This is a genomic window from Pararhodobacter aggregans, assembly GCF_003075525.1.
Lineage (GTDB): Bacteria > Pseudomonadota > Alphaproteobacteria > Rhodobacterales > Rhodobacteraceae > Pararhodobacter > Pararhodobacter aggregans.
In genome coordinates this window covers 70,187-95,289 of record NZ_QDDR01000011.1, presented here as the reverse complement: position 1 = coordinate 95,289, position 25,103 = coordinate 70,187, and the positions used below count along the sequence as shown (strand labels likewise).

21 protein-coding genes are annotated in these 25,103 nt (G+C 67.0%); 11 read left to right on the top strand and 10 right to left on the bottom strand.

Translation table 11 applies throughout. The features are described from left to right. Window positions 1–113: 113 nt before the first annotated feature. On the bottom strand, window positions 114–1,016 hold the full coding sequence (locus DDE23_RS18985; protein ID WP_107754885.1) for a LysR family transcriptional regulator: 903 nt from the start codon (window positions 1,014–1,016) through the stop codon (window positions 114–116). A gap of 159 nt (window positions 1,017–1,175) precedes the next feature. Here DDE23_RS18985 and guaD point away from each other — a divergent pair, with 159 nt between their 5' ends. Beyond that, a complete protein-coding gene (guaD, locus tag DDE23_RS18980) occupies window positions 1,176–2,462 on the top strand; it encodes a guanine deaminase (protein ID WP_420330173.1) in 1,287 nt (428 codons plus the stop codon). A gap of 97 nt (window positions 2,463–2,559) precedes the next feature. On the opposite strand, the gene DDE23_RS18975 is transcribed toward guaD, so the two are convergent. Together DDE23_RS18975 and DDE23_RS24955 are read right to left on the bottom strand one after the other, a co-directional pair. Continuing rightward, window positions 2,560–3,681, bottom strand: a complete 1,122-nt coding sequence (locus DDE23_RS18975) for a cobalamin-independent methionine synthase II family protein (protein ID WP_107754883.1) — start codon at window positions 3,679–3,681, stop codon at window positions 2,560–2,562. Window positions 3,682–4,837: 1,156 nt separating this feature from the next. After that, entirely contained in the window at window positions 4,838–5,527 is a 690-nt protein-coding gene (locus DDE23_RS24955; RefSeq protein ID WP_133239594.1) for a hypothetical protein, read from the bottom strand. A gap of 751 nt (window positions 5,528–6,278) precedes the next feature. Between DDE23_RS24955 and DDE23_RS18970 the strand changes: the two genes are divergently transcribed. Together DDE23_RS18970 and DDE23_RS18965 are read left to right on the top strand one after the other, a co-directional pair. Then, the gene (locus DDE23_RS18970; protein ID WP_107754882.1) at window positions 6,279–6,728 is read left to right on the top strand and encodes a hypothetical protein; all 450 of its coding nucleotides are present in this window, start codon (window positions 6,279–6,281) and stop codon (window positions 6,726–6,728) included. Between the two features lie 155 nt (window positions 6,729–6,883). Further along, on the top strand, window positions 6,884–8,038 hold the full coding sequence (locus DDE23_RS18965) for a M20 aminoacylase family protein (RefSeq protein ID WP_107754881.1): 1,155 nt from the start codon (window positions 6,884–6,886) through the stop codon (window positions 8,036–8,038). Between the two features lie 349 nt (window positions 8,039–8,387). On the opposite strand, the gene DDE23_RS18960 is transcribed toward DDE23_RS18965, so the two are convergent. Next, window positions 8,388–10,184, bottom strand: a complete 1,797-nt coding sequence (locus DDE23_RS18960) for an ABC transporter transmembrane domain-containing protein (RefSeq protein WP_107754880.1) — start codon at window positions 10,182–10,184, stop codon at window positions 8,388–8,390. A 212-nt stretch (window positions 10,185–10,396) separates the two neighbouring features. Here DDE23_RS18960 and DDE23_RS18955 point away from each other — a divergent pair, with 212 nt between their 5' ends. Then, window positions 10,397–12,325: a DUF4139 domain-containing protein gene (locus tag DDE23_RS18955; RefSeq protein WP_107754879.1), complete on the top strand. Its 1,929-nt coding sequence runs from the start codon at window positions 10,397–10,399 to the stop codon at window positions 12,323–12,325. 68 nt (window positions 12,326–12,393) lie between these two features. Here DDE23_RS18955 and DDE23_RS18950 read toward each other — a convergent pair whose 3' ends face one another. The 4 genes from DDE23_RS18950 to DDE23_RS18935 all read right to left on the bottom strand — a co-directional run bounded on the left by DDE23_RS18950 (window position 12,394) and on the right by DDE23_RS18935 (window position 15,138). Further along, window positions 12,394–13,194 (bottom strand): DODA-type extradiol aromatic ring-opening family dioxygenase, encoded by an 801-nt coding sequence (locus DDE23_RS18950; protein WP_107754878.1) that lies wholly within the window; start codon window positions 13,192–13,194, stop codon window positions 12,394–12,396. Between the two features lie 54 nt (window positions 13,195–13,248). Next, window positions 13,249–13,677, bottom strand: a complete 429-nt coding sequence (locus DDE23_RS18945; RefSeq protein WP_107754877.1) for a DoxX family protein — start codon at window positions 13,675–13,677, stop codon at window positions 13,249–13,251. 96 nt (window positions 13,678–13,773) lie between these two features. Next, window positions 13,774–14,676 (bottom strand): LysR family transcriptional regulator, encoded by a 903-nt coding sequence (locus DDE23_RS18940; RefSeq protein ID WP_107754876.1) that lies wholly within the window; start codon window positions 14,674–14,676, stop codon window positions 13,774–13,776. Window positions 14,677–14,748: 72 nt separating this feature from the next. Beyond that, window positions 14,749–15,138, bottom strand: a complete 390-nt coding sequence (locus tag DDE23_RS18935; protein ID WP_107754875.1) for a hypothetical protein — start codon at window positions 15,136–15,138, stop codon at window positions 14,749–14,751. 80 nt (window positions 15,139–15,218) lie between these two features. On the opposite strand from DDE23_RS18935, the gene DDE23_RS18930 reads away from it, so the two are divergent. Further along, on the top strand, window positions 15,219–15,950 hold the full coding sequence (locus tag DDE23_RS18930; protein ID WP_107754874.1) for a Crp/Fnr family transcriptional regulator: 732 nt from the start codon (window positions 15,219–15,221) through the stop codon (window positions 15,948–15,950). A 53-nt stretch (window positions 15,951–16,003) separates the two neighbouring features. Here the strand turns inward: DDE23_RS18930 and DDE23_RS18925 are convergent, their stop codons facing one another. Together DDE23_RS18925 and clpB are read right to left on the bottom strand one after the other, a co-directional pair. Further along, entirely contained in the window at window positions 16,004–17,494 is a 1,491-nt protein-coding gene (locus tag DDE23_RS18925) for an amidohydrolase family protein (protein ID WP_107754873.1), read from the bottom strand. 250 nt (window positions 17,495–17,744) lie between these two features. After that, a complete protein-coding gene (gene clpB / locus DDE23_RS18920; RefSeq protein WP_107754888.1) occupies window positions 17,745–20,360 on the bottom strand; it encodes an ATP-dependent chaperone ClpB in 2,616 nt (871 codons plus the stop codon). Window positions 20,361–20,535: 175 nt separating this feature from the next. Here clpB and DDE23_RS18915 point away from each other — a divergent pair, with 175 nt between their 5' ends. From DDE23_RS18915 to DDE23_RS18890, 6 genes are all read left to right on the top strand, one after another. Continuing rightward, on the top strand, window positions 20,536–20,823 hold the full coding sequence (locus DDE23_RS18915; RefSeq protein WP_107754872.1) for a PilZ domain-containing protein: 288 nt from the start codon (window positions 20,536–20,538) through the stop codon (window positions 20,821–20,823). Continuing rightward, window positions 20,820–21,167 carry a PilZ domain-containing protein gene (locus DDE23_RS18910; protein WP_107754871.1) on the top strand — a complete coding sequence of 116 codons (348 nt, stop codon included), beginning with the start codon at window positions 20,820–20,822 and terminating at the stop codon, window positions 21,165–21,167. Before DDE23_RS18915 ends, DDE23_RS18910 begins: the two co-directional genes overlap by 4 nt. An 860-nt stretch (window positions 21,168–22,027) precedes the next feature. Further along, window positions 22,028–22,585, top strand: coding sequence for a NifU family protein (locus DDE23_RS18905; protein WP_107754870.1), 558 nt, complete (start codon window positions 22,028–22,030; stop codon window positions 22,583–22,585). Beyond that, the gene (tsaB, locus tag DDE23_RS18900) at window positions 22,575–23,156 is read left to right on the top strand and encodes a tRNA (adenosine(37)-N6)-threonylcarbamoyltransferase complex dimerization subunit type 1 TsaB (RefSeq protein ID WP_107754869.1); all 582 of its coding nucleotides are present in this window, start codon (window positions 22,575–22,577) and stop codon (window positions 23,154–23,156) included. Before DDE23_RS18905 ends, tsaB begins: the two co-directional genes overlap by 11 nt. A 352-nt stretch (window positions 23,157–23,508) precedes the next feature. Then, window positions 23,509–23,928: a GNAT family N-acetyltransferase gene (locus DDE23_RS18895; RefSeq protein ID WP_107754868.1), complete on the top strand. Its 420-nt coding sequence runs from the start codon at window positions 23,509–23,511 to the stop codon at window positions 23,926–23,928. Window positions 23,929–24,097: 169 nt separating this feature from the next. After that, window positions 24,098–25,093 carry a BMP family lipoprotein gene (locus DDE23_RS18890; protein ID WP_107754867.1) on the top strand — a complete coding sequence of 332 codons (996 nt, stop codon included), beginning with the start codon at window positions 24,098–24,100 and terminating at the stop codon, window positions 25,091–25,093. The last annotated feature ends 10 nt before the right edge of the window (window positions 25,094–25,103 follow it).

Here is a 25,103-nt window from a genome sequence, read left to right as displayed (position 1 = left end):
CTCCAGCGGGAACGCATACTCGGTAGGTCGCTGGTCTAGGCGGGGAATGTGCGAATTCTCGGCCGGAAACGGGGCAATTGTTGGGCACCGGGAAACAAGGTGTCAACCGATCGTCAGGGGTGTTCCAGCGCCAGCCGCATGTGCCTGAGCAGGAAGTCGATGAAGCGCTGCACCTTGGGGTCCTGCAGCTTGCGGTGCGGATAGAGGCAGCCCAGGATCGCCGGGGGCGGCGGGGTCAGGGGCAGTACCTCGACCAGCCGGCCCGAGGCCAGATGCCCCGCCACCTCGAACCGCGGCTTCATGACGATGCCGCGGCCATCGAGCGCCCAGCTCAGCAGCACATCGCCCTCGTCGGCGTCGTAGCGGCCCCGCACCTCCAGCTTGACCAGCCCCTCGGGCGTCTCCAGCTGCCAGTAATATTCGGGCGAGCGGGGATAGCGCAGCAGCAGGCAATTATGCGCCAGCAGGTCGTCCGGCGCCTCGGGAAGGCCCTCGCGCGCCAGATACTCCGGCGCGGCGCACAACAGCCGCGGGCAATCCGCCACCTTGCGCAGTTTCAGCGCGGAATCGGGCGGCGTGCCCAGAAAGAAGGCCACGTCCAGCTCTTCCTCGAACAGATCGACCCGCCGGTCCGACAGCCTGAGCCGCACGTCGACCTCGGGGAAGAGGTCGCAAAACCGCGGCACGAGCGGCGCCACCAGCCGCCGCCCGACCCCCAGCGGCGCCGTCACCCGCACCGTGCCGCGCGGCCGCCCCTCGAACCCGGCAAGCGAGGCTTCGGCCTCCTCCAGCGAGGCGACGACACCCCGCACATGTTCATAGAACAGCCGCCCCGCCTCGGTCGGCACCAGCTTGCGCGTCGTGCGGTTCAAAAGCCGGGTGCCCAGCCGCGCCTCCAGCTCCTTGATCCGCTTCGAGGCCACGGCCGGCGTCAGCCGCAGGTCGCGCCCGCCCGAGGTGATCGAGCCCAGCTCGACCACCCGCACAAAGACCTTGAGGCTTTCCAGATAGGGCAATTGCTGGCGTTCCTCCCGTGCTATCCGCCCATTCCGTTGACAATAGCAGGTGTTTCCCCGGCGATTTTCAACGCTCACGCCAAACAGTCAAACGCTTTTGCCGGATTGTCGTGGCAGGATGCGGCCCTATCCTGCGGCGCCGGTCAAAGGAGCATGGACATGGATGAACGCATCTTGCGCGGGCGCGTGCTGCGCTTCCTGCGGCGGCCCGAGGGGGTCGGCGATACCGCCGCCTTCGAGCTTTTCGACGATGGCGCGGTGCATGTCCGCGACGGGCTGATCGCCTGGGTCGGCGATTTTGCGCAGGCCCCGGCGGGGATCGCCGTGACCGACCACCGCCCGCATCTGATCACCGCCGGTTTCATCGACGCCCATATCCATTTCCCGCAGGGCCAGATCACCGCGTCATGGGGCGCGCAGCTCTTGGATTGGCTGAACACCTATACCTTCCCGGCCGAGACAGCCTTCGCCGATCCCGCCCATGCCGCGCGGATGGCGACGGCCTTCTACGACCTCTTGCTCCGGAACGGTACCACCACGGCCTCGGCCTTCTGCTCGGTGCATCCCGCCTCGGTCGAGGCGTATTTCGCCGAAGGCCAGAAGCGGGGGATGCGCATGCTGGGCGGCAAGGTGCTGATGGACCGCAACGCGCCCGCAGCGCTGCTCGACACGCCGCAAACCGCCCATGACGACAGCGCGGCGCTGATCGCCCGCTGGCATGGAAGGGGCCGCGCGCTCTATGCCATCTCGCCCCGTTTCGCCCTCACCTCGACGCCCGCGCAGATGGAGGCGGCCGGGGCCCTGATCGCCGCGCATCCCGAGTGCCACGTCCAGACCCATCTGTCGGAAAACACCGACGAAATCGCCTTGGCCTGCGCGCTTTACCCAGAGGCCAGGGGCTATCTCGACATCTACGACCGCTACGGCATGCTGGGTCCGAAGGCGCTCTTGGGTCACGCCATCCACCTGACCGAGGCCGAGCGCGACCGCATCGCCGAAACCGGCTCGCACGCGGTCCATTGCCCGACCTCGAACTTCTTCCTGGGATCGGGACTTTTCGACGAGGCCGCGCTGGCGGCCCGCGGCGCCACCTCGGCCATCGCCACCGACATCGGCGCCGGGATGAGCTGGTCGATGCTCAGAACCGGCGGCGCGGCCTATGCCGTGGCCCAGCTGCAGAAACGCAGCCTCGACCCTTTCACCGCCTTCTGGTGGATCACCCGGGGCAATGCCGAGGTGCTGGGCCTCGCCGACCGCATCGGCACCCTGCAACCGGGCAGCGAGGCCGATCTGGTGGTGCTGAACAGCCATGCCACCCCGGACCTCGCGCTCAGGATGGAGGCCGCCCGCGACCTCAAGGACGAACTCTTCGCCCTCCTGATCCTCGGCGACGACCGCGTGGTGGCGGAAACCTATGTCGCGGGGAAAGCGTCGAAGCCCGCCTGACCCGCGCTTCTTTGTTCCTCAAATATCCCGGGGGGAGGCCGCAGGCCGGGGGGCAGCGCCCCCCAAGCGCCCGTAGGGTGCGTGCTCGCACCCACCGTCACGCCGAGGCCAGATCCGCCCCCGCGCGCAGGTTCCTGAGCTTCTTCCACGTCACCTCGGGGTCGATCTTGCCATAGCCCGCGAAAGTGCCGAAGCCGCAATCGGTCGAGGCGATGACGCGATCCTGTCCCACGATATCGATGAACCGCTGCAGGCGCTGGGCGATCAGCTGCGGGTGTTCGACGTAATTCGAGCAGGTGTCGATGACCCCCGGCGCCAGCACCTTGTCCTCGGGGATCTTCGCATCCCGCCAGACCGTCCATTCATGCTCGTGGCAGGGATTGGCGCTCTCGAACAGGATGGTCGAGGGATTGGCCCCCAGCACCACGTCGATCACCTTCTCCAGCGGGATGTCGTGGTCATGCGGCCCCTCGTAATTGCCCCAGCACAGATGCATCCGCATGCGGTCCTTCGGCAGCCCCTCGGTCGCCGCATTCAGCGCCTCGACATTCGCCGCCGCCACCTTGACGAATTCGTCCTGGCTCAGGTCCTGATAGCCGGTATGCGCCGACATGGCGAGGTCGGGGCAATCGAACTGGATGTCGAAGCCCGCGTCCAGAATCGCCTCGTATTCCGGCCGCATGGCGGTGGCGAGGTCGGCCAGATAGGCCTCATGGCTGGGGTAATACTTGTTCACCTGAAAGGCGGTAATCAGCCCCGGCGAGGCCGCGTTCATGAAGGCCCGCCCGGTATCGCCCCGCGCCGCCAGCGCCTCCTTGAAGCGCCGGATATCGTCGAGCGCGGGCTGCAGATTGACCAGCTTGACCTCGCCGATGCAGGAGGCCCGGGTGAATTCCTGGCTGCCCATGATCGCGCTCAGCTTCTTGGCCAGCGCGGGGTGGGCGGCCATGTCCTTGGCGGGCTTCCGGTCGATATGGCCGCCGAAGCCCGAGAGGCGCTCCTGCATATAGGTCGAATAGCCGACCTTGCCGAGCTCGCCATCCGAGACGATGCTCACCCCCGCCTCGCGCTGGCGCCGGATCGCCTCGACAATGGCGGCCTCGACGGTGGCCTCGAACTCGGCCGGATCATAGGCCTCGTGCTTGTCCTTGGCGATCAGCAAAGCCGAGAGCTTTTCCCCCCGCGGCAGGCTCCCCACATGGGTGGTGGCAATGGTCATGACGGGCTCCCCCTCCGGTGGTCTGGTCGGGGGTATATGAGCACCTGATATGGGGGAAGGGAAGGGGGAGGGTGTTCGGCCCTGAGCGGACAGTCGCCAAGCTGGCCCCGCGACGGCGCAGCCTCATCAAACCGGCCATCCGCAGTCCCGTGCAGCGCTGGCTGCAAGTAGTGGCAGCAATGCGCAGAGACGTGAAGTTGTGAGCGTAGGCCATCGACACTTCAACAGGAAGGTTCAAACCAAACGTAGCACCGTGGGATTGGACAGAGCATAGATTCCCCTCATGGAATATCACGCCAAACGAGAACGCGGCAGGGCTTATGTCAACATTGCTGGTCAGGCCGCCGATGCTGCCGTTTCCTGGATGTGATCTTTGAGGCATTGTCTGAAATCACCAGATTCGATCTTAAAATAAGAAGTGGGCATGCGCAAAGAGCGACGATACTAATTGAGGTGAATCACGAGTTTTCAGTGAGAAACCTAACGCCAAAGAGATCTTGAGGCGTTGGCTACCTAAAATATGAGTCCCCAAAATTCTGGCCACTCAACCCGATTGAGAAGCACGAGAAATAGACTTGCACAATAATCGATTTGCAGAAATTTCTTGCCAAAGAACTATCCCTTCGCACAGAAGCTGGTACTGTCAAGAGTTGACAAAATCATCCTAGAAGAGCCGTTTCTTCGGGTATCTCGTCGACCACACGCACCTGTCAAAAAAATATCGGGCCCGTGTCGTACTTAGGATGGGCGTTATCGACCTGTGCGGGTGTCGCAAAGATTTGTTTCGTTTCAGGAGGGGCAAAGACCTGCGAAACTAAGTCTAGCTTGGCCGTCATCGGGCGCCAGCTGCCTCCGTCGCACGCAAGCGGCCGACGCTCTCGAATTGACCGAACCACTATTACAGCGCGTCTCACCCTTGCCTTCGTCCAATCAATGCGAAGGGACCTTCGCCTGGGGCGCGCGCCGACTATGGCCTCGAGAACTCGCACTTCCTCACTGGTGCAAACGCTACCCACCGTCACTCAAAGGCGCATAACCTGGAGGCGGCTCGTAAACTTTTCCGCGTTGGACTTCTGTCGTAACTCAAACGGGCGGGGTGGAACCCGTCCGTCTTCCCGTCACGGAGACTGTCATTTGTTCAACTGCACTGTGACATTTATCGCAGTCCTGTGCACGAAAGATAGAAGTTTGAGCTTAGAATTTCATCGACGCTTACAGATGGGAGGTCACTTGCCACAAAACAGGCAAAGTCAGAGAGCCTCCTGATGCCGGTTTGGGCGCTCAAGTCGATGGCAACGGCTGAAAGAGACCTTGCCGCTTCTTCAAATCGAACCGACTCTAACGATGCGAATGCCTGCAAAAGAAACCCATTATAGAAAGGGGCCTTGTTGTTCCCCGAAATTTCCAGCAAATGCGCAGCCACCAGCAGGTACGAAATCAGTCCTTCCGGGCTTTCATCGGGCAGAGAATTATAGGAGGGAGAGCCGCCATCGCGCTGATGTGCTCGAATTAGATATAGCTTTCCATTGAAATATGCAGAGACTTCTTCAGGATTGTGGTTGTTTGTCCATGATTCAAGGTCTGGGGTGAATGTTGGGGGGTGAACATCTGTGAACGCCTTTCCCCAGCTTGCCCAGGCAAAGTAGTATCCAAGATATGAGCAAGGATTCGGAACCGCTGATGAATCAACTTCATACTCAAGAAGACCCACATCAGAAGTACATCCCGCTGCATCAGCTTCCCAAGCACTTCCTTCCGAAGGCAACAAGGTCGCGGTTGCAACCAGCAACAGCATTGTGAGGATGGGGCGGCCTTCTTTCCGAGTTCTTCTTATCATGCGCTTCATTTTGGCCTTCCATGTATTCACGCTGCCAGGAAAAATTCTCTTGGAGGATTGCGCAGCAAACGCTCAGGTAGTCTGGTCTACTAGGTCGGATCCTTCGTAGGGCAATTCGGCCCAAAGCGGGGCACCATCAATTTTTTGGTTTACGAAAAACCGTTGTACCGCCGCCCAAGCGACAGAGCCAACAGAGAGCGCCGGATGCGCTCCCTTTTCCCATTTGGGACGCCACCTGAGTAGACGGATAGCACCGAGAGTGACTCCTAAACTGACCTGGGCGCTGTTCTTCAACTCACGGCTCATGCTTGCTCACTTGAGCCGGCTAGTCGCTTGGGCGACCTGAATTCGCGCATACCGGCACCTGAGTTCTACCTCCGTCCAGGTTCCGAACCAAACCATAGCCTGTACCCCAAGCGGTGAAACGCACTACGGCTTGACGCTAGCAATCAGAGCAGGCGCAGCAAATAGCTTTTTTGCTCCAGGGGCCGAAAGGTCACCGTGCATTGACCATGATCCGGCTCGCTAGGGTCAGGGCGCGTTCTCGCGTCATGTTCTGGCTATGACACGAGAACGAGTCCCGACCGGCCCTTTTTCACATGTCCCGTGTGGGATTCATCTGCGCAGACCAGACCTAGGGGCCGGGCGCGGCAAACTTCCGTTACCCGCCCATGGTCGCTTCTGCCCCAAAAAAACTCCCACCTAGACACCCCCCACCTCCCTCAGGCACCCTCACTCCACCCCATCGCGGAGACCCCCCATGCGCCAGCCCCTCCTCCTCGCCGCCGCCTTCCTTCTCCCGCTCCCCGCCGTCGCCCAGCTTCAGCCCGGGTTCTGGTCCTTCCCCGGCCAGCCGACCCTGCCCGAGGCCGAGCTTGCCGCGCTCTGTGTCACCGGTTTCTCGCTGGTGCTGAGCGACGGCGGCAGCCTGAGCTACCTGCCGGGCGAGGGCGGGGCGCTCTGGCAGGATTCGGCGATGACCTGTGTCCCGGACGGCGCCGATGCCTGGACCTGCGAGGGCTGGGTCGACAATGGCGCGGGGCCGGAGGCCAGCCGCCACAGCACCAGCGCCAGCACCGAGGACGGCGCGCTCCGGCTGGAAACCAGGGTCGAGGGGCAGAGTGGCCAGCCCGTCGTCACCTGGCCCCAGCCCTGTCCGCCCGCGGCGGTCCGGGCCGCGCTGGCCCTGGGGATCATGCCTCGGGACTGACCCGCACCCGTGGGACTTTCCTGCCAGAAGGGTGACCCGCCCCGCCAAGCGCTTGACTTTCCAGCATCCCTGCCGCTGTCCCACGCGCGGGACATCCCTCCCCCTTGCCAAACCGCCCGCCCGGGGTCAGCCTGACGCGGCAGCAGGAGAGCCCCATGACCATCCCGACCCGTATCCAGGATTTCGCCGCCGATCTCACCGCCATCCGCCGCGACCTGCACGAACATCCCGAACTCGGGTTCCAGGAGGTCCGCACCGCGGGCGTGGTCGCCGCCGAGCTGGAGCGCCTCGGGATCGAGGTCACGACCGGGATCGGCAAGACCGGCGTGGTGGGGGTCCTGAAGGGCAACCGCCCCGGCCGCACCATCGGGCTCAGGGCCGACATGGACGCGCTGCCGATCCACGAGCAGACCAACCTGCCCTATGCCTCGAAAACCCCCGGCGTGATGCATGCCTGCGGCCATGACGCCCATACGACGATGCTGCTGGGCGCGGCCCGTTACCTGGCCGAGACACGCGATTTTGCCGGCACCGCGGTGTTCATCTTCCAGCCGGCCGAGGAAGGCCTCGGCGGCGCCCGGGCGATGATCGCCGACGGCCTCTTCCGGCGCTTCCCCTGCGACGAGATCTACGGGCTGCACAATTCCCCGTTCCACGCCCCGGGCGAGGTCGGCGTGAAGCCGGGTCCGGCGATGGCGGGGGCGAATTTCTTCGACATCCGGGTGACCGGGAAGGGCGCCCATGCGGCGATGCCGGAGGCCTCGGTCGATGCGCTGATGGTGGCGGCGGGGCTGGTCGGGCAGATCCAGACGATCAAGGCCCGCAACGTCGCCTCGGCCGAGCGGATCGTGGTCTCGGTTACCCAGATCCACGCGGGCGCGGCTTACAACGTGATCCCCGAGACCGCGGCGCTGGCCGGAACGGTGCGCTACTTCAACCGCGAGACGGCGGCACTGGTGACCGCGCGGATGCAGGCGCTTTGCGACGGGGCGGCGGCGGCCTATGGCTGCCAGATCACGCTGGAGATGCGCAATGTCTTCGACGTGCTGGAGAATGATCCGACGCTCTCGCAGGCCATGCTTGAGGCCGCGGCCGGGCTGGTCGGAGAACAGGCGCAGGAGAAGAGTGAGCTGGTCATGGGCTCCGAGGATTTCGCCGACATGCTGCAGGTCGTCCCGGGTGCCTATTGCACGCTGGGGCATGGCTCGGGCGTGGCGCTGCACAACCCGGGCTATGTCATTGACGATGCCTCGCTCCCCCTCGGTGCCGCGCTGATGGCCCGGATGATCGAGACGCGCGGCGCGGCCTGAGGCGGAAGCGGCGGGAGGCGCGCTCCCGCCCGCCCACCCCGCGCGCCTCCCGCCGCGGAGAGGGCAGCGCTTGGGGTTGGCCCCGGGGGGCCAGCCCCCCGGACCCCCCGGCGTATTTTCGGCAAAGTGATGAGAAGGGCGGGGCGTCTGGTCGGGGCGCCATCCGCACATCTTCGTTCTGCAAATATCCTCCGGGGGTGAATTGGCCGTCAGGCCAAGAGGGGGGCAGAAAGCCCCCCTTCCTTCGGTGCGGCGGCACGCCGCGCCGCTGGTCGCCCGCCGTTTCGGCTCTCGCGGCCTCGGCGCCGGAGGCGTCGGGGCCGACGGCGAAACCCCTCGTCCGGCCGCCTCACCCTGCCGCGCTGTCTTCCGCATGCTCGGTGAATTGCAGCCGGGCCAGCCGGGCGTAGAGGCCGCCTTGCGCTACCAGTTCGGCATGGGTGCCCTCGGCGACGATGCGGCCGCCTTCGAAGACCACGATCCGGTCCGCCTTGCGCACCGTCGCCAGCCGGTGGGCCACGACCAGCGTCGTGCGGCCCTCGGAGAGCCGTTCGACCGCCTGTTGCACCAGCCGCTCGCTTTCCGCGTCGAGCGCCGAGGTCGCTTCGTCCAGCAGCAGCACCGGCGCGTCGCGCAGGATGGCGCGGGCGATGGCGATGCGCTGTTTCTGGCCGCCCGACAGCATCACGCCGCGTTCGCCCAGCTGGGTGTCGTAGCCCTCGGGCAGGGCGGCGATGAAGTCATGCGCGGCCGCTGCGCGGGCGGCGTCCTCGATCTCGGCGTCCGTGGCCCCGGGGCGGCCGAAGCGGATGTTCTCGCGCGCGCTCAGGGCGAAGATCGCCGGGTCCTGCGGCACCAGCGCCAGCGCGCCGCGCAGCGATGCGCGGTTCATGTCGCGCAGGTCCACGCCATCGAGCCGCACCACCCCCTGCTGCGGGTCGTAGAACCGCAGCAGCAGCTGGATCATCGTCGATTTCCCCGCGCCCGAGGGGCCGACCAGCGCCACCGTTTCGCCGGGCCGAACATGCAGCGTCACCCCGTCCAGCGCCGATTGCGTCGGGCGCGAGGGGTAGTGGAAGCGCACCGCCTCGAAGCTCACCGCGCCGCGCACCGGGGCGGGCAGGGCGACCGGCGCATCGGGGTCGCGCACCGTGTCGATGGTGTCCATCAGCTCGACCAGCCGTTCGGTGGCTCCGGCGGCCCGTTGCAGCTCGCCCCAGATCTCGGACAGGGCGCCGACCGAGCCCGCGACCAGCACCGAATAGATCACGAATTGCACCAGTTCGCCGATCGACATGGTGCCGGCGCGGACGTCCAGCGCGCCGATCCACAGCACACCCACGATGCCCGAGAAGACCAGCGCGATGATGACCACGGTCATCGCCGCCCGGGTGGCGATGCGGATCAGGGCGATGTCGAAGCTCTTCTCCGTCACCCGGTCGAAGGCGGCGATGGACAGGGGTTCGTGCGTATAGGCCTGCACGGTCTGGGCTGCCCCCAGCGCCTCGGACGCGTTGCCCGAGGAGGCGGCGATCCAGTCCTGGTTCTCACGCGAGAGGCGGCGCAGGCGGCGGCCCAGCGTGACGATGGGCACGATGACGGCCGGGACCAGCAGCAGCACGAGGCCGGTCAGCTTGGGCGAGGTCAGCGCCAGCAGTGCCAGGCCGCCGACCAGCATCAGCAGGTTCCTCAGCGCGATCGAGATCGAGGAGCCGACGATCGACTGGATCAGCGTGGTGTCGGTGGTGATGCGCGACAGCACCTCGCCCGACAGGATCTTCTCGAAGAAGGCGGGCGACATGCCGATGGTCCGGGCGAAAAGCGCCTTGCGGATATCGGCCACAACCCGTTCACCCAGCCGCGTCACCATGTAATAGCGCGCGCCGGTGCCGAAGGCGAGGAGCCCGGCCAGCGCCAGCGCCGCCACGAAATATTCGTTGAGGAGTTGCAGCTCGCCCGCGCCGAAGCCATCGACCACCCGGCGCACCGCCAGAGGCAGCGCCAGCGAGACCGAGGCGGTCAGCACCAGCGCCAGCAGCGCGCCGCCCAGCAGCCCCTTGTAGACGCTGAGGAAGGGCCAGAGCCCGGCCAGCGAGCCGATCCGGCGCGAGGTCGCGCGCGTCTCGGTCTTGGAGATGTCGGTCATCGTGCCCTCCACGGCCCTTGGGAGTTTGCGTTTAGGTCACTCACGGGCCTGGGGCAAGCGCAAGGCGGTCGCACCCCTCTGCGGTGCCGGGCGTGGGCCGGGCGGGAGGGTGCCGTTCACGGCAAGGTTGCGAACAGGTGATCGGCTCCCCCCTTGGCCTGTGACCGCGCATTGGGCAAGGTGCGCTCAATTCATCCCCCCGGAGTTCACCCATGTCCTTGCCCGTCCCCCGTCGCCTGCGCCGTGCCCTGATCCTGTCGCTCAGCGGCCTCGTTCTGGCCTTTCCGCTGGCCGCCGAGACCTCGATCAACGCGGTCACCCTGTCCACCGCCGGGCTCGCCATGATCGAGGCCGAGGGCCAGCTGGGCGTCGAGCCGATGCGCCTGTCGGTGGCGCGGGGCGATATCGACGATTTCCTGAAAAGCCTCTGGGTTCTCGATCCGGCGGGCGGGGTGCCTTACGTCACCATGACCGGCCCCGGCAGTTTCGAGGATGCTTTCGCGCATTTCCCCTTCGGCCCCGAGGATGTGACCGATCCGGTGCGTCTGTTCGGCACGATGGTCGGTGCGCCGCTGGTGGTCGAGCGTCGGGGCGAAAGCTGGCAGGGGCTCAACATGGGCGTGACTCAGCGCCCGGGCGAGCATGGCACGATCAACGTCCTGAACCTGCAGGGCGATGACGGGGTGATGCATTCCTTCGTCATGGATGATGCGCTGGGCGTGCGTTTCGCCGAGGCTGCCGATCAGGCGACCCTGACCGAGGCGCTCAGGGCCTGGCGTGGCGCGGCCAACCCGCGCCGGATCGAGCTGACGCTCGACAGCGACAACGAGACCCCGCGCGAGGTGGGGCTTGTGTACCTCCAGAACGCGCCGCTCTGGCGCACCGCCTGGCGCGCGGTCGACACGCCCGAGGGGATCCGTCTGATCGGCTGGGCGGTGGTCGAGAACACCACCGGGATCGACTGGCAGGATGTGCAGCTGACGCTGGCCACCGGCTCGGTCCGGGCCATCGAGGCGCAGCTCTATGCCCGTACCTATGCCCGGCGCGAACAGGCGCTGGAGCCGCAGGCGGCGCCGCCGATGGTGACTGCTGCGGCGCCCCTCTACCGGGGTGCGATCGGCGCCATGGCCGAGGCGGCGGGCGCCCCCTCCATCGCCATGCAGGACAGCATGGCCTCGGTTCAGGTCACCGCCGACGATGGCGACAGCTTCAGCCGCTTCACGCTGGACACGCCGGTCTCGCTGCCCGCGGGCCAGATGATGAGCGTGCCGTTCCTGTCGGAACTCCTGCCCGATGCGCGGCTGGTGCTCTATCGCGGCGGGCAGGGCGACCGCAATCCGGTGATCGCGCTGTCGCTGGAAAACCCGCTGCCGCTGCGGCTGCCGGCCGGTGTGCTGACCCTTTATGAGGACGGGCGAGGCCATGCCGGCGATGCGATGATCCCGGAACTGGCGCCCGGCGCGACCGAGGTCGTCGATTTCGCCCGCGACACGGCGGTCGAGGTGCGCGAGGAATCGACCAATACCGAAACCCTGCGCGAGATGCGGATCGTCGACGGCATCCTGACCGTGACCGAGGATCTGGAGCGCCGCGTCACCTATCGCATCGAAGGCGCCCCCGATGCCGAGCGCGAGGTGACCATCGACCATCCCCGCAACCCGGGCTGGAACGTCAGCAGCACCACCGGGGCCGAGGAACGCCCCGATGCCTGGCGCTGGGTGGTGGCGGTCGGCGCGGGTGAGCGCGCCAGCCTGACGGTGACCGAGCGCCAGCCGCGGCTGCGCCGGATGGGGGTCATCGACATGGACCTCAACACGCTGGCCTATTGGGAAGGCCGGGCCGAGGATGCGCAGGTGCGCGAGCTGCTGGCCCAGGTCGGCCAGCTGCGGCGCGAGATCCTGGACGCCGAGAACGAGCAGCGCCGTCAGGCGGGCGAGGTGCAGACGCTGGAGCGCGAGCAGCAGCGGCTGGTCAGCCTGATCGTGCAGCTGGGCGACGACAGCCAGGCCAACCGCGACCGCCGCGCCCGGGTCGATGCCATCGACGGCGCCATTGCCGAGGCGCAGGCGGCGAGCGAGGCCGCGGCGCAAAGCGCGGTCAATCTGCGGGCCCGGATCTCGGCGCTGCTGCAGCCGCGCTGAGGCCACCCTCCACGCAGGAAAACGGCCGCCGGGTTTCCCGGCGGCCGTTTGTCGTGTGAGGGGTGCCTTCAGCCGAAGCGATAGCTCGAGGCGGTGACGCCGCCCATCAGCCCGACATCGTGGTAGATCCGCGTCGCCGTCTCGCCTTCGGCCGCGCCCAGGGCTGCGAAGAGTGGCACGAAATGGTCCTCCTCGCGGTGGCAGACGCGGGCATAGGGCGCCTTTTCCCATTCGATCAGCGACTGGGTGCGCCGGGCCGGTGCCTCGTGCAGCACGTCGTCCAGCCAGGTGTCGAAGGCCTCGGACGGGACCTTGGCGGCGGGTCCGAACATCCTGAGGTTATGGAAACTCAGCCCCGAGCCCACGATCATCACGCCTTCGTCCCGCAGGGGGGCCAGGGCGCGGCCCAGGGCGAAATGTTCCTCGGGCGAATAGCCGTGGCGCATGGAGACCTGATAGACTGGCACATTGGCCTCGGGGAACATGATGTAGAGCGGCGCGAAGGTGCCGTGGTCGAAACCCTGCCTGGCGTCAAGCCGGGTGGGCAGCCCCGCCTCGCGCAGCAGGCTCGCGGTGCGCTGGGCCAGATCGCCCGGGGCGCCGGGCGCGGGGTAGGTGATGGAATAGGTTTCCTGCGGGAAGCCGTAGTAATCATAGAGCATCGGCGGATGGGCCGCGCTCATCACGGCGAAATCCTCGGTCTCCCAATGGCCCGAGATGACCAGCACCGCCTTCGGCAGGTCGGGCAGCTCGGCGACCATCGCCTTGAGGCTGGCTTCGAGGTTGCGGAACTGCGCGCGCATCTGCGGCAGCCAGGGCCAGGGGCCACCGCCGTGCGAGATGAAATAGGTGGGCATACGTCGGGTCATCGGAACCTCCGGGGGGTAGGGGCGGCCGGCGGGGCCGCCCCGGGGAAGGATAGCTCAGGCGCGGTCGTCGCGCAGCGCATAGGCGCCGCCGCCGATCAGGGCCTGCACCACCAAAGCGACGGTCCAGAAGGCGGGATATTCCCAGCCACCGCCCTCGACCGAGAAGAAGAAGCCGTTCGAGCCATGGCCGAAATAGGCGGCGCCCACCATGACCGGGATCAGCACGATCGAGACCCAGCGGGTCCACAGACCGGCGATCAGCATCAGGCCGCCGAGGATTTCCACGGCGATGGTGACATAGGCCAGGAAGGGCGGCAGGCCGATCGAGGCGAAATAGCCGGCGGTCCCGGCCGGGGTGAAGACGGAATATTTCATCCAGCCATGGGCGATGAACAGGACGCCCATCGACACGCGCAGGATCAGCGCGGCAATGTCGGCATTGGCGGGGCGGGTGGCCGAAGTCGGCGCGGTGGTGGTGGTCATGAGGGTCTCCGGGAAAGGCTTGGCCGCAGGCTGCGGCGATGCGTGCCCCTCATATGCCACCCGGCCCCTGCGGTGATAATCCGCTGCCTTGGCAGTTCATTCGTTCCGATCTGGAAGGAATGGATCGACATCGCCGAATTCCCGGCTGAGGAAGTCGATGAGCACCCGCACCTTGACCGGCAGGTGCCGCCCGGCCGGGTAGAGGGCGAAAATCCCTGACGGCGGGGGTTCCGTCGCGGGCAGCAGGACCTCGACCCGCCCGGCGGCCAGGCTGGCCTGGGCGGTGAAGCCGGGCACCCGGGCGATGCCCAGCCCGTGCTCGGCGGCCAGCAGGCAGGCCAGCGCGCTGCTGTAACGGATGCGACCGCGTACCGTGAGCGTCCGCTCGCCAAACCGCCAGAGCGCCGGGTCGCGCAGCGTCGTGTCCAGGATGCATTCATGGCCCGCCAGCGCCTCCAGCGTCTCGGGGCGGCCGTGCCGGGTCAGATAGGCGGGGCTCGCCACCATCAGGATCCGCGTCTGTCCCAGCCGCCGGGCGATCAGCGAACTGTCGGCCGGATGGCCGACGCGGATCGCCGCATCCATGCCCTCGTCCACCAGATTGACGAAACGGTCGGTGAACGAGACATCCAGCTCGATCCCCGGATAGGCGGCGGCGAAATCATTGAGCGCCCGGGCCAGCTGCATCGTGCCCAGCGACATGGGCGCCGTCAGCCTCAGCCGCCCGCGCGGGGCCTCGCCCGCGTCGCGCAGGCTCTGATCCAGGGTGTCGAGATCGCCCAGGATGTTGCGGATCTGGGCGAAATAGCTCTGCCCCAGCTCGGTCGGGGCCAGCGCCCGGGTCGTGCGGTTCAGAAGCCGGGTGCCCAGTTCCCCCTCGAGCGCCGAAATGAGCTTCGAGGCCTGCCCGGCGCTGGTCCCGAGCTTGCGGGCCGCCGCGGCGAAGCTGCCGGTCTCCATCACGGCGATGAACATGCGGTCGGCGGCAAGCCTGTCCATCCGGGCCCTTCCCTGCAAGATCAGCGCAGTATCGGTGATGGGCCCGGCAGGGGGAAGGGGGATTGCGCGCGGTCAGGCCGGCCGGCCGAGCAGATCGACCAGCAGCCTTTCCACGGTCTGCGAGGAGAAGGGGCGCAGCAGGATCGGCAGGACGCTGGTCTGGTTGCCCGCCTCCCATTCGTCCTCGGCATCGTCGCCAAGAAGGACGATCCGCCCGCCCCGCGCCGCGACCAGAGTGTCGATCCGTGCGGCGGCCACGGCTTTGGCCCCCGCCTCGACAAAGGCGATGGAGATGCGGTCCAGCCCCTCGATCAGCGCCAGGGCCTGATCGCATTCGCTGGCCGTGAGAACGACGGCCGCGGGGGCATAATCCCGCACCGTATCCTCAAGATCCTTGAGCACGACGAAGTCACGCAGCATCAGCACGTAGACCTCGCCGTTCATCGAGTCGGTATCGTCCATCCATTTCCTCCGAAGGAAAGGGACCATGGAACGAATCCGCCGGTTGCGCATTTAACTGCGACATAGCCAGAGAGGTTTCTATGCCCGGCACATCCTGCAAGAACTGCCCTTTGCGCAAACGGTCGATGTTCTTGCCGTTCACAGAGGAAGAGCTTGCTTTCATGGAGACCTTCAAGACCGGAGAGCTGAAGGTCGATCCGCGCACCACGATCCTTCTGGAAGGATCGAACTCGCCCCAGCTCTATACCGTGCTGGACGGGATGGGCACCCGCTACACCACGCTCGAAAACGGCAAGCGGCAGGTCATCAACTTCCTCTTTCCCGGTGATTTCGCCGGGTTGCAGGCCGGGATCATGGGCGAGATGAAGCATTCGGTCGAAGCCTCGACGCATATGACGCTCTGCGTTTTTCGCCGGGACGATCTGTGGGAAGTGTTCCGCCGCTATCCCGAACGGGCCTATGACCTGACCTGGATCGGCGCAGTCGAGGAGCATTTCCTGGGCGAGACCATCGCCTCGCTGGGCCAGCGCGACGCCACGCAGCGGATCGCCTGGGCGCTGGTCAGGATCTACGAGCGGCTCAAGGCGGCGGGGCTGGAAAAGGACGGGTTCGTGCCCTTGCCCTTCCGCCAGCAGGATCTGGCGGACGCGCTGGGCCTGTCGCTGGTCCATACCAACAAGACCCTGAAGGCGCTGCGCGACATCGGTCTGGCGCAATGGAGCGAGGGGCAGCTGGAACTCCTGAAGGTCGAGGATCTGGCCTCGCTCGCCATGATAGACCTGGAACGACCCCAGGCGCGGCCGTTGATGTAGCCCCCGGACCGGAAAGGGGGCGCCGTCGCCCGGCGCCCCCCTGGTTGCGCCGCTCACATGCGGGGCAGGCCGCCCTCGTCCGGGGCGAAATCGCCGCCGGCGCGCATCCGCACATTGTAGAGCGATTCAACCGCCCGGGCGCGGACCTCTTCGGCGTCGACCGACAGCAGACGGCCGCCGCGCTTGAGGAACTTGCCGTCGACGATCACCGTGTCGACGTTGCGGTTGTCGGGCGAATGGACCAGCGTCGAATGCAGGTCGGCGACCGGCGCCATGCCCAGGTCATTGCCGCGGATCAGGATGATATCCGCCTGCTTGCCGGGGGTGATCGAGCCGCTGTGCCCGCCAAAGCCGAAGGCCCGGGCGCCGTTGATCGTCGCCATCTCCAGGCATTGCGTCGGCGTTGCGCGCTCGAACCCGGCGGTGGGGCTTTCGGCCTCGCCGATCAGGGTGGCATAGCACAGCCGCATCTGCTCGAACATCGACACGCGGTTGAGCGAGGTGGCGTCGAACGACAGGCAGACGTTCACCCCCTCGTTCATCTGCAACATCATCTGCTGCACGACATCGGCCTCGCGCGTGCGGTGGATATGGGCGAATTCATTGCCCAGCGAGATCGAGTTCGAGGCCCCGGTGCGGGCCAGAACCGCGCGGTCCTCGGCGGTGAAGAGCAGCGAATGCACGAAGATCATGCGCTCGGTCACCCAGCCCTCGCGGTCCATCTCGACCACATCGACCTTGGCGGCGGGCGACTGGCCGCCGTGCAGGATGACCGGCAGGTTGTTGTCGCGCGCCACGCCCAGCTCCTCGCGCCAGACCAGCGGCAGGCCGCCCGGGGCGCGGACCGAAAAGCCGTAGTCAACGCGGCCGTCCCATTCGTTGCCGCCGCCGAACCAGTCGCGGTTGGCCCGCAGCGCGTCTTGCAGGTCCATCGTCTGCTCGGAGGGCGTCGGATCGGCACCGCCATAGGCATAGCGCCCGCGCAGCCCGCTTTCGACCATGGCGCGGATCTCGGCATCGACATGGGCGCCCGAGAGGGTGTTATGGGCGTAGTTCATCACCGTGGTGATGCCCGCGTCGATCGCCTCGGCCATGCACAGGCGCACGGCGTTGTAGTAATCCTCGGGCTGGTGGTGATGGCCGAGGCCGCGCTTCAGATCGACATAGCCCCGGCCGGGGACGATCATGTTCTTGAACAGCGAGTTCCACATGTGCCAATGCGTCTCGACCATGCCGGGCATCACCAGCATGGTCGAGCAGTCGATCACCTCGGCGCCCGGCACATCGAGGCTGGCGGCCACGGCGACGATGCGGCCGTCCTGCACATGGATATCGCCCGCGCGCAGATTGCCCAGCTCCGGGTCCATGGTGGCGATCATGCCGCCCTTCAGCAGGTAGTTCCCGCCCGAGGGGATGGCACTGGCGCCGGTCTCCTGCGCCTTGGCGCGCGCGGCCACGAGGCCCGCGCCGACGAGGCCCGCACTCCCCATCAGAAGCCCCCGGCGGCTGAGGCCTTTCGGCGCGGTCGAATTGGTGTCGCTCATCGTCTCTCTCCCTGTGACGGTGATGGCTTTCTGATCCGAATATCATAAGAGAATCATATGATATGATTATTTTCGAAACTTACGCATGTGATGGAAAAATAGTCAAACGCTAAAAAACTCGGCATCACTTTTGAATATCTGCATGGGGCAGGGGCGGCGGGGGGCGAGTCAGGGAAGACGAGGCGCGGCATGGAAAAAGGGCGCCGGTTTCCCGGCGCCCCTCTCTGTGTCGTCAGGCCGGCGTGGCCTGTCAGTGGACCACTTTCATCCGCGGCTGGTCCCCGGCATCGCCATGGGCCTGCCCGGCGATCACCAGCCCTTCGGGCCCTGCCGTCACCGGCACGGTCGAGCCGTCCAGCACGTCGCCCGCCAGCAGCATCTGCGCCAGAGGGTCCTGCAACGTGCGCTGGATCACCCGCTTCAGGGGCCGCGCGCCATAGACCGGGTCATAGCCCTTGTCGGCCAGCCAGACCCGCGCCGCATCGTCCAGTTCCAGCACGATCTTGCGCGATTCCAGCCGTTTCTCCAGCCGCTTGAGCTGGATCTTGACGATCCCGTCCATATCCGGCCGACGCAGGCGGTCGAAGATGATCGTCTCGTCCAGACGGTTCAGGAACTCGGGCCGGAAATGGGCCCGGACCGCCTCCATCACATGCTCCTTGGCCTCGGCCGCATCGACGCCTTCCGGCAGATGGCTCAGCGCCTGCGAGCCCAGGTTCGAGGTCAGGATGATGAGCGTCTGCTTGAAGTCGACCGTCCGGCCCTGGCTGTCGGTCAGCATCCCGTCGTCCAGCACCTGCAACAGCACGTTGAAGACGTCGGGATGGGCCTTTTCCACCTCGTCGAACAAGACGACCTGATAGGGCCTGCGCCGCACCGCTTCGGTCAGCACGCCGCCTTCGTCATAGCCGACATAGCCGGGCGGCGCGCCGATCAGCCGGGCGACCGAGTGCTTCTCCATGTATTCCGACATGTCGATGCGCACCATCGCCTGATCGTCGTCGAACAGGAATTCGGCGACGGCCTTGGTCAGTTCGGTCTTGCCCACCCCGGTCGGGCCCAGGAACAGGAAGCTGCCCAGCGGGCGGTTTTCATCGTTCAGCCCGGCGCGGGCCCGGCGGACGGCATTGGCCACCGCATGGACCGCGTGGTTCTGGCCGATGACCCGCTTGTGCAGACCCTCTTCCATGCGCAGGAGCTTGTCGCGCTCGCCCTCCAGCATCCGCGTGGTCGGGATGCCGGTCCAGCGTTCGACCACCTCGGCGATCTGCTCGGGCCGGACGGCGTCGCCCACCAGCTTCTGCGCATCGCGCGCCTCGGCCTCGGCCAGCGCCCGCTCCAGTTCCGGGATCGTGCCGTATTGCAGCTGCCCGGCCTTGGCGAAATCGCCGGTCCGCTTGGCCCCGTCCAGATCGGCGCGCGCCTTCTCCAGCTTCTCTTTCAGCCCCCGCGCGGCTTCCAGCGCGTCGCGCTCGGATTGCCAGGCGGTGGTCAGTTCCGAAGATTGCTGTTGCAGGTCCGACAGTTCCACTTCCAGCTTGGCCAGACGGTCACGGCTGGCCGCGTCGTCTTCCTTTTTCAGCGCCTCGACCTCGATCTGCTTTTGCAGGATGTCGCGGTCCAGCGCGTCCAGTTCCTCGGGCTTCGAGTCGATCTGCATCCGCAGCCGCGCGGCGGCCTCGTCCATCAGGTCGATGGCCTTGTCCGGCAGGAAGCGGTCAGTGATGTAGCGATGACTGAGCGTCGCCGCCGCCACCAGCGCCGAGTCGCTGATGCGGATCCCGTGGTGGAGTTCGTATTTCTCCTTGATGCCCCGCAGGATCGAGATCGTGTCCTCGACCGTCGGCTCGGCGATGAACACCGGCTGGAAGCGACGGGCCAGCGCCGCGTCCTTCTCCACATGCTTGCGGTATTCATCGAGCGTGGTGGCGCCGATGCAATGCAGCTCGCCCCGCGCCAGCGCCGGTTTGATGAGGTTGGCGGCGTCCATCGCCCCCTCGGATTTGCCCGCGCCGACGAGCGTGTGCATTTCGTCGATGAAGAGGATGATCTCGCCCGCCGCGGCGGTGATTTCGTTGAGCACGCCTTTCAGCCGCTCCTCGAACTCGCCGCGGTACTTGGCGCCCGCGATCAGCGAGCCCATGTCGAGCGCCATCAGGGTCTTGTCGCGCAGGCTTTCGGGCACGTCGCCGTTGACGATCCTCAGCGCGAGGCCTTCCGCGATCGCGGTCTTGCCCACGCCCGGTTCGCCGATCAGCACCGGGTTGTTCTTCGACCGGCGGCTCAGCACCTGCATGGCGCGGCGGATTTCCTCGTCGCGGCCGATGATGGGGTCGATCTTGCCGTCGCGCGCCGCCTGCGTCAGGTCGCGGGCGTATTTCTTCAACGCCTCGAAACTGTCCTCGGCATTGGCGCTGTCGGCGGTCCGGCCCTTGCGGACATCGTTGATCGCCGTGTTCAGCCCCTGCGCGGTGACCGCGCCCGCGTCCAGCGCCTCTTTCGCGGGCGATTTCACCATCGCCAGCGCCATCAGGATGCGTTCCACGGGGACATAGCTGTCGCCCGCCTTCTGGGCCAGTTTCTCGGCCTCATCCAGCACCCGCACCAGCGCGCTGTCGGTATAGACCTGACCCGCATCGCCCGAGACCTTCGGATGCTTGCCCACCGCCAGATCGACGGCCTGACGCACCCGCTCGGGGTTGCCACCGGCGCGGCGGATCAGGTTGGCGGCCATGCCCTGATCGTCGTCCATCAGGGCCTTGAGCAGGTGTTCGGGGGTCAGCCGCTGGTGGGTCTCCCGCGCGGCAATGGTGTTCGCGGCCTGAAGGAACCCGCGAGCGCGTTCCGTGAACTTTTCAAGGTTCATCGTCGTCTCCATCTCCAAGCGCCCGTCCGTCGAGGCATGCCCGACCATCGGCGCATCCCCCCTTGCGGGCCTCGATGCCTATGTGGGGGGCGCAAAACCGCCGATCAAGAGAGCTGTTAACCGCGAGGCAATCTTATGCCCGCAGGCTGAACGAAAACCGGATGGGAGATGGAATATGCCGAATCGCGCTCTGCGGTTGCCGACGCGGGCATTGGTCCAGGTGCGGGCCCCGATGGGGCTTTTCGATGCGACGCTGGGGAATGTGTCCGCGAACGGGGCACGGCTACTGGGCGTGCCCGACCGGATGCTGCGGATCGGGGATTTCGTGGCGATCCTCTGCGTCGGCCACCAGCACCCGGCCGAGGTCCGCTGGCATTTCGACGATACCTGCGGCCTGATGTTCGAGGAGCCGCTCAGCGAGTATGAGATCGAGGCGATCCTGGGCTCGCGGGTGCTGTATTGAGCGCGGCGCCGCGCTACCGGGAATACCGCTGCCCCTGCGCCGCCTCGGTGGTGGCGTTGACCGGAGAGGGGCGGCAGCGGGCCGAGATCGTCAACGTCAGCAGCACCGGCGCGCGGCTGTCCGGGGCGGCGGGGCTGGAAGAGGGCGCGACCCTGCGGCTGGAGATCATGGCGGGGATGGAGCCGCTGAAGGCCGAGGTCCGCTGGGTCCGCGGCCCCCTCGCCGGGCTGCGCTTCGCCCGGCCGCTCGGGCCCGCGATGATCGCCCGTCTGCGCGGCGTAGCCGGTGCCGCACCGGCCCGCCCCTGGTCCCCCCGCGCCGCCGGCGCCCGGGAGTGGCGGTAGGGGGAGCGGTTTCGCCCTGGGCCTTCGGCCTGCGGGCGACCATGGCGGGGGGCCAGCCCCCCGCACCCCCCGCCAAAGGGGGTTTTCCACCCCCTTTGGATACCCCCGAGGATATTTGCAGAACAAAGATGGGACAAAGGCGTGTCTCGGGTCATGCCTTGAGCGCGGATCAGACGGGGTTTGTCCACTGCCGCGTGCCAGGGATGGCACCGCCTTGTTCCTGGACCTTCGGCTCGTTGCCTGTTCCTTGAAGCGCAGCGCCACTCGGCCCACGATGCCGTGTGTCGGTCCCGGGCTCGGGCTGCGCATCCCTCCAACCGGTCGCGGCCACTGCCTTTTGACCTGCGTCGATCAAGGTGACTGTCTCCTGAAGTGCCCGTCTCCTGACGTCGGCGGCTGCCGTCCTCGGTAGCGCAGGCGATGACGCTCTGGCGAGTCCGGGGGGGCAGGCGGCTGGCGGGTTCTTCCTTTCGCCGACCGAAATCGTACTGGGGGACTTCAGAGCGGGGCGTGATCGTGCATCGCTTCGGATGCCCCGCGTTCAGGCGTCACCCTGCGCGACGCCCCGTGAGCAACCGGGGCAGCGGGAGCCGGCCCCAGGACCCGCGCCCGGAAACGCTCGCTCGGAGCGGCGGACCGCCTTGGCTGCGGCCGGCCGATTGGACAAAGGGCAAAGGCATCGGAGGCTGTCCTGCCGGCGACAGCGAAACGAAGAACGGGGACGCCGACGGTGGCCGGCCTTCCGCGCCTTTGCCTCCCGGGCAAGCCCCGAAACGAGTGCTGCGCTCCCGGGCCGCAGCCGCCCTTCCTTGACTCGTGCCGAGCGCGACCGCATATCCCCTCAAACGGAGGCGCGCGCCATGTTCATTCAAACCGAATCCACTCCCAACCCCGCCACATTGAAGTTCCTGCCCGGACAGGACGTCCTGGGCCAGGGCACGGCCGATTTCCCCGATGCCGCCAGCGCCGCAACCTCGCCGCTGGCCCGGGCGATCTTTGCCGCGCCCGGCGTGACCGGCGTGTTCCTGGGCGCCGATTTCATCACCGTGACCAAGGCCGAGGCCACCGACTGGGCCCATGCCAAGCCGGCGATCCTGGGCGCGATCCTGGAGCATTACCAATCCGGGCGCCCGGCGCTGGAAGGCGAGGCCGAGGCGGCGCATGCCGTGCAGGAAGGCCCCGACGGGGTGGTGGTCGAGCAGATCAAGGAACTCCTCGACACGCGGGTCCGCCCGGCGGTGGCGCAGGATGGCGGCGACATCACCTTCCACGGTTTTGACCGGGGGGTGGTCTATCTGCACATGAAGGGCGCCTGCGCCGGATGCCCCTCGTCGACGATGACGCTGAAGATGGGCATCGAGAACCTGCTGCGGCACTACATCCCCGAAGTGACCGAGGTGCGCCAGGTTGCTGTCTGACCCGGTGATCCTGGGCTTCGACAGCTCGGGACCCTGGATCGAGGCCGCGGTGATCCGGGGTGACGAGACCCTGGCGCTGCGGCGGATCGAGATGGCGAAAGGGCAGGGCGAGGCGCTGCCCGGGGTGCTGGCGGGCGCCCTGGCCGAGGCCGGATTGGGCTGGCAGGACCTCAGCGCGCTGGGCGTCGGCACCGGCCCCGGCAATTTCACCGGCATCCGCATCGCCACGGCGATGGCCCGGGGGCTGGCGCTGGGGCTGGGCATTCCGGCCATCGGCGTGACCCGGTTCGAGGCGATGGCGCTGGGCGGCCCGCTGCTGCCGGTGATCGTGCCCGCGCTGCGCGGCCGCTCCTGGATGGCCATGCCGGGTGAGGCGCCGGTCCAGACCGATACGCCCCCGGCCGAGGCAATTGGCGAGGGCCTGACTCCGCCCGCGCATCCCCTCGCCCTGGCGATCGCCCAACTCGCGCGCGCCCGTCAGGGAACCCCGCAACCGCGCCCGGCCCCGCTCTATCTGCGCGACGCCGATGCCGCCCCGTCCTCCGAGCCGCCGCCGGTCTTGATCGGCTGACTGGCGCCCCGCGGCGGGAGGCACGCTCCCACCCGCCCACCCCGCGCGCCTCCCGCCGCGGAGAGGGCAGCGATTGTGGCAGCCCCGGGGGCCTTCTGCCCCCGGACCCCCGAGGATATTTAAGGAACGGAGATGGCGGATTAGCGCCTTCCTAACTCACATCTTCGTTCTGCAAATATCCTCGGGGGGTGAATTGGCCGTCAGGCCAAGAGGGGGGGCAGACGGCCCCCCTTTCTGTTTCGGCGCGGCGGCACGCCGCGCCGTTGGTCGCCCGACGAGCCCGCGCCAGCGGGGGAGGAGGGCGAAACACCTCCCCCGTTGCCGGGCTGCGCGGGGCGGGCTAGTCAGGCGCATGAGCCCTGAAGACCTCGCCGCCCTCCATGCCGCCGCCTTCACCGCGCCTCCGCCCTGGAGTGCGGCCTCCTTTGCCGGGTTGCTGGCCAGTCCCACCGTGTCCCTCTTGGCCGATCCGGGGGGGCGGGCCTTTGCGCTTGGACGGGTGGTGGCCGGCGAGGCGGAGCTTCTGACGCTGGCCACCGATCCGGGCGCGCGGCGGCAGGGTCTGGCGCGGGCCTGTCTGGCGGGATTCGACCGTGCGGCCCGGGAGCGGGGGGCGCTCTGCGCCTTCCTCGAGGTGGCCGAGGATAACGCTGCGGCACGGGCCCTCTATGCCGCCTGTGGCTGGACCCGGCAGGGGCGGCGGCCCGGCTATTACGTCGCGCCAGGGGGCGAAAAGATCGCCGCATTGATCCTTTGCAAGTCGCTCGCCTGAGAATTAACCTGCTGATGGCCAGACGATTCCCTTCCTTGTCCGTTTGGTAAAATTCGCTTGACGGGCCATACGCGCGTGGACCTAGATTGCCCATGATCCGAAACTTCGGCTCAGCCGCGACGGGCCGACAGCCTGCGGCCATTGACGACCCAACTGGGAGACAAAAACCATGAAACTCACCCGTACCCTTCTCGGCGCGACCGCCGTGGCTGCGCTGACGGCTGGTGCTGCCTGGGCCGAGCCCGCGCTGATCTATGACCTTGGCGGCAAGTTCGACAAATCCTTCAACGAGATGGCCTATACCGGGGCGATGCGCTGGGCCGAAGAGACCGGCATGGAGTTCCGCGACATCGAGCTGCAGTCCGAGACCCAGCGCGAGCAGGCGATCCGCCGCTTCGCCGAGGCGGGCTACAACCCGGTCGTCATGACGGGCTTCTCGATGGCGACGCCGCTTGAAGTCGTCGCCGCCGATTATCCGGACACCACCTTCGTCATCATCGACGGCGTGGTCGATCTGCCGAACGTCCGCTCGGTGCTCTTCTCCGAGCAGGAAGGGTCGTATCTGGTCGGCATGGCCGCGGGCATGGCCACCGAGAGCAACACCGTCAGCTTCGTCGGTGGCATGGACGTGCCGCTGATCCGCGCCTTTGCCTGCGGCTATGCCCAGGGCGCGCATGCGGCCAATGCCGACATCAACGTGATCGTCAACTACACCGGCACCACCCCCGCCGCCTGGAACGACCCGGTGCGCGGCAGCGAGATCACCGCGGCGCAGATCAGCCAGGGCTCGGACGTGGTCTTCGCGGCGGCGGGCGGCACGGGCGTCGGCGTCCTGCAGCGGGCGGTCGATGACGGCATCCTGTCGATCGGCGTCGATTCGAACCAGAACTACCTGCACCCGGGCCAGGTCCTGACCTCGATGATGAAGCGCGTCGACAATGCCGTGTTCGACGCTTTCACCGCCGGTCCGGAGATGGAAACCGGCGTTCACGTGATGAACCTGCAATCGGGGGGCGTGGGCTGGGCTCTGGACGAGCACAACGACGCGCTGATCACCCAGGAGATGCGCGATGCGCTGGCGGCGGCCGAGGCCTCGATCTCGTCCGGCGAGCTGGCGGTGCACGATTACCGCTCGGACAACACCTGCCCCTATTCGGTCGAGTGAGGCCCGAGGT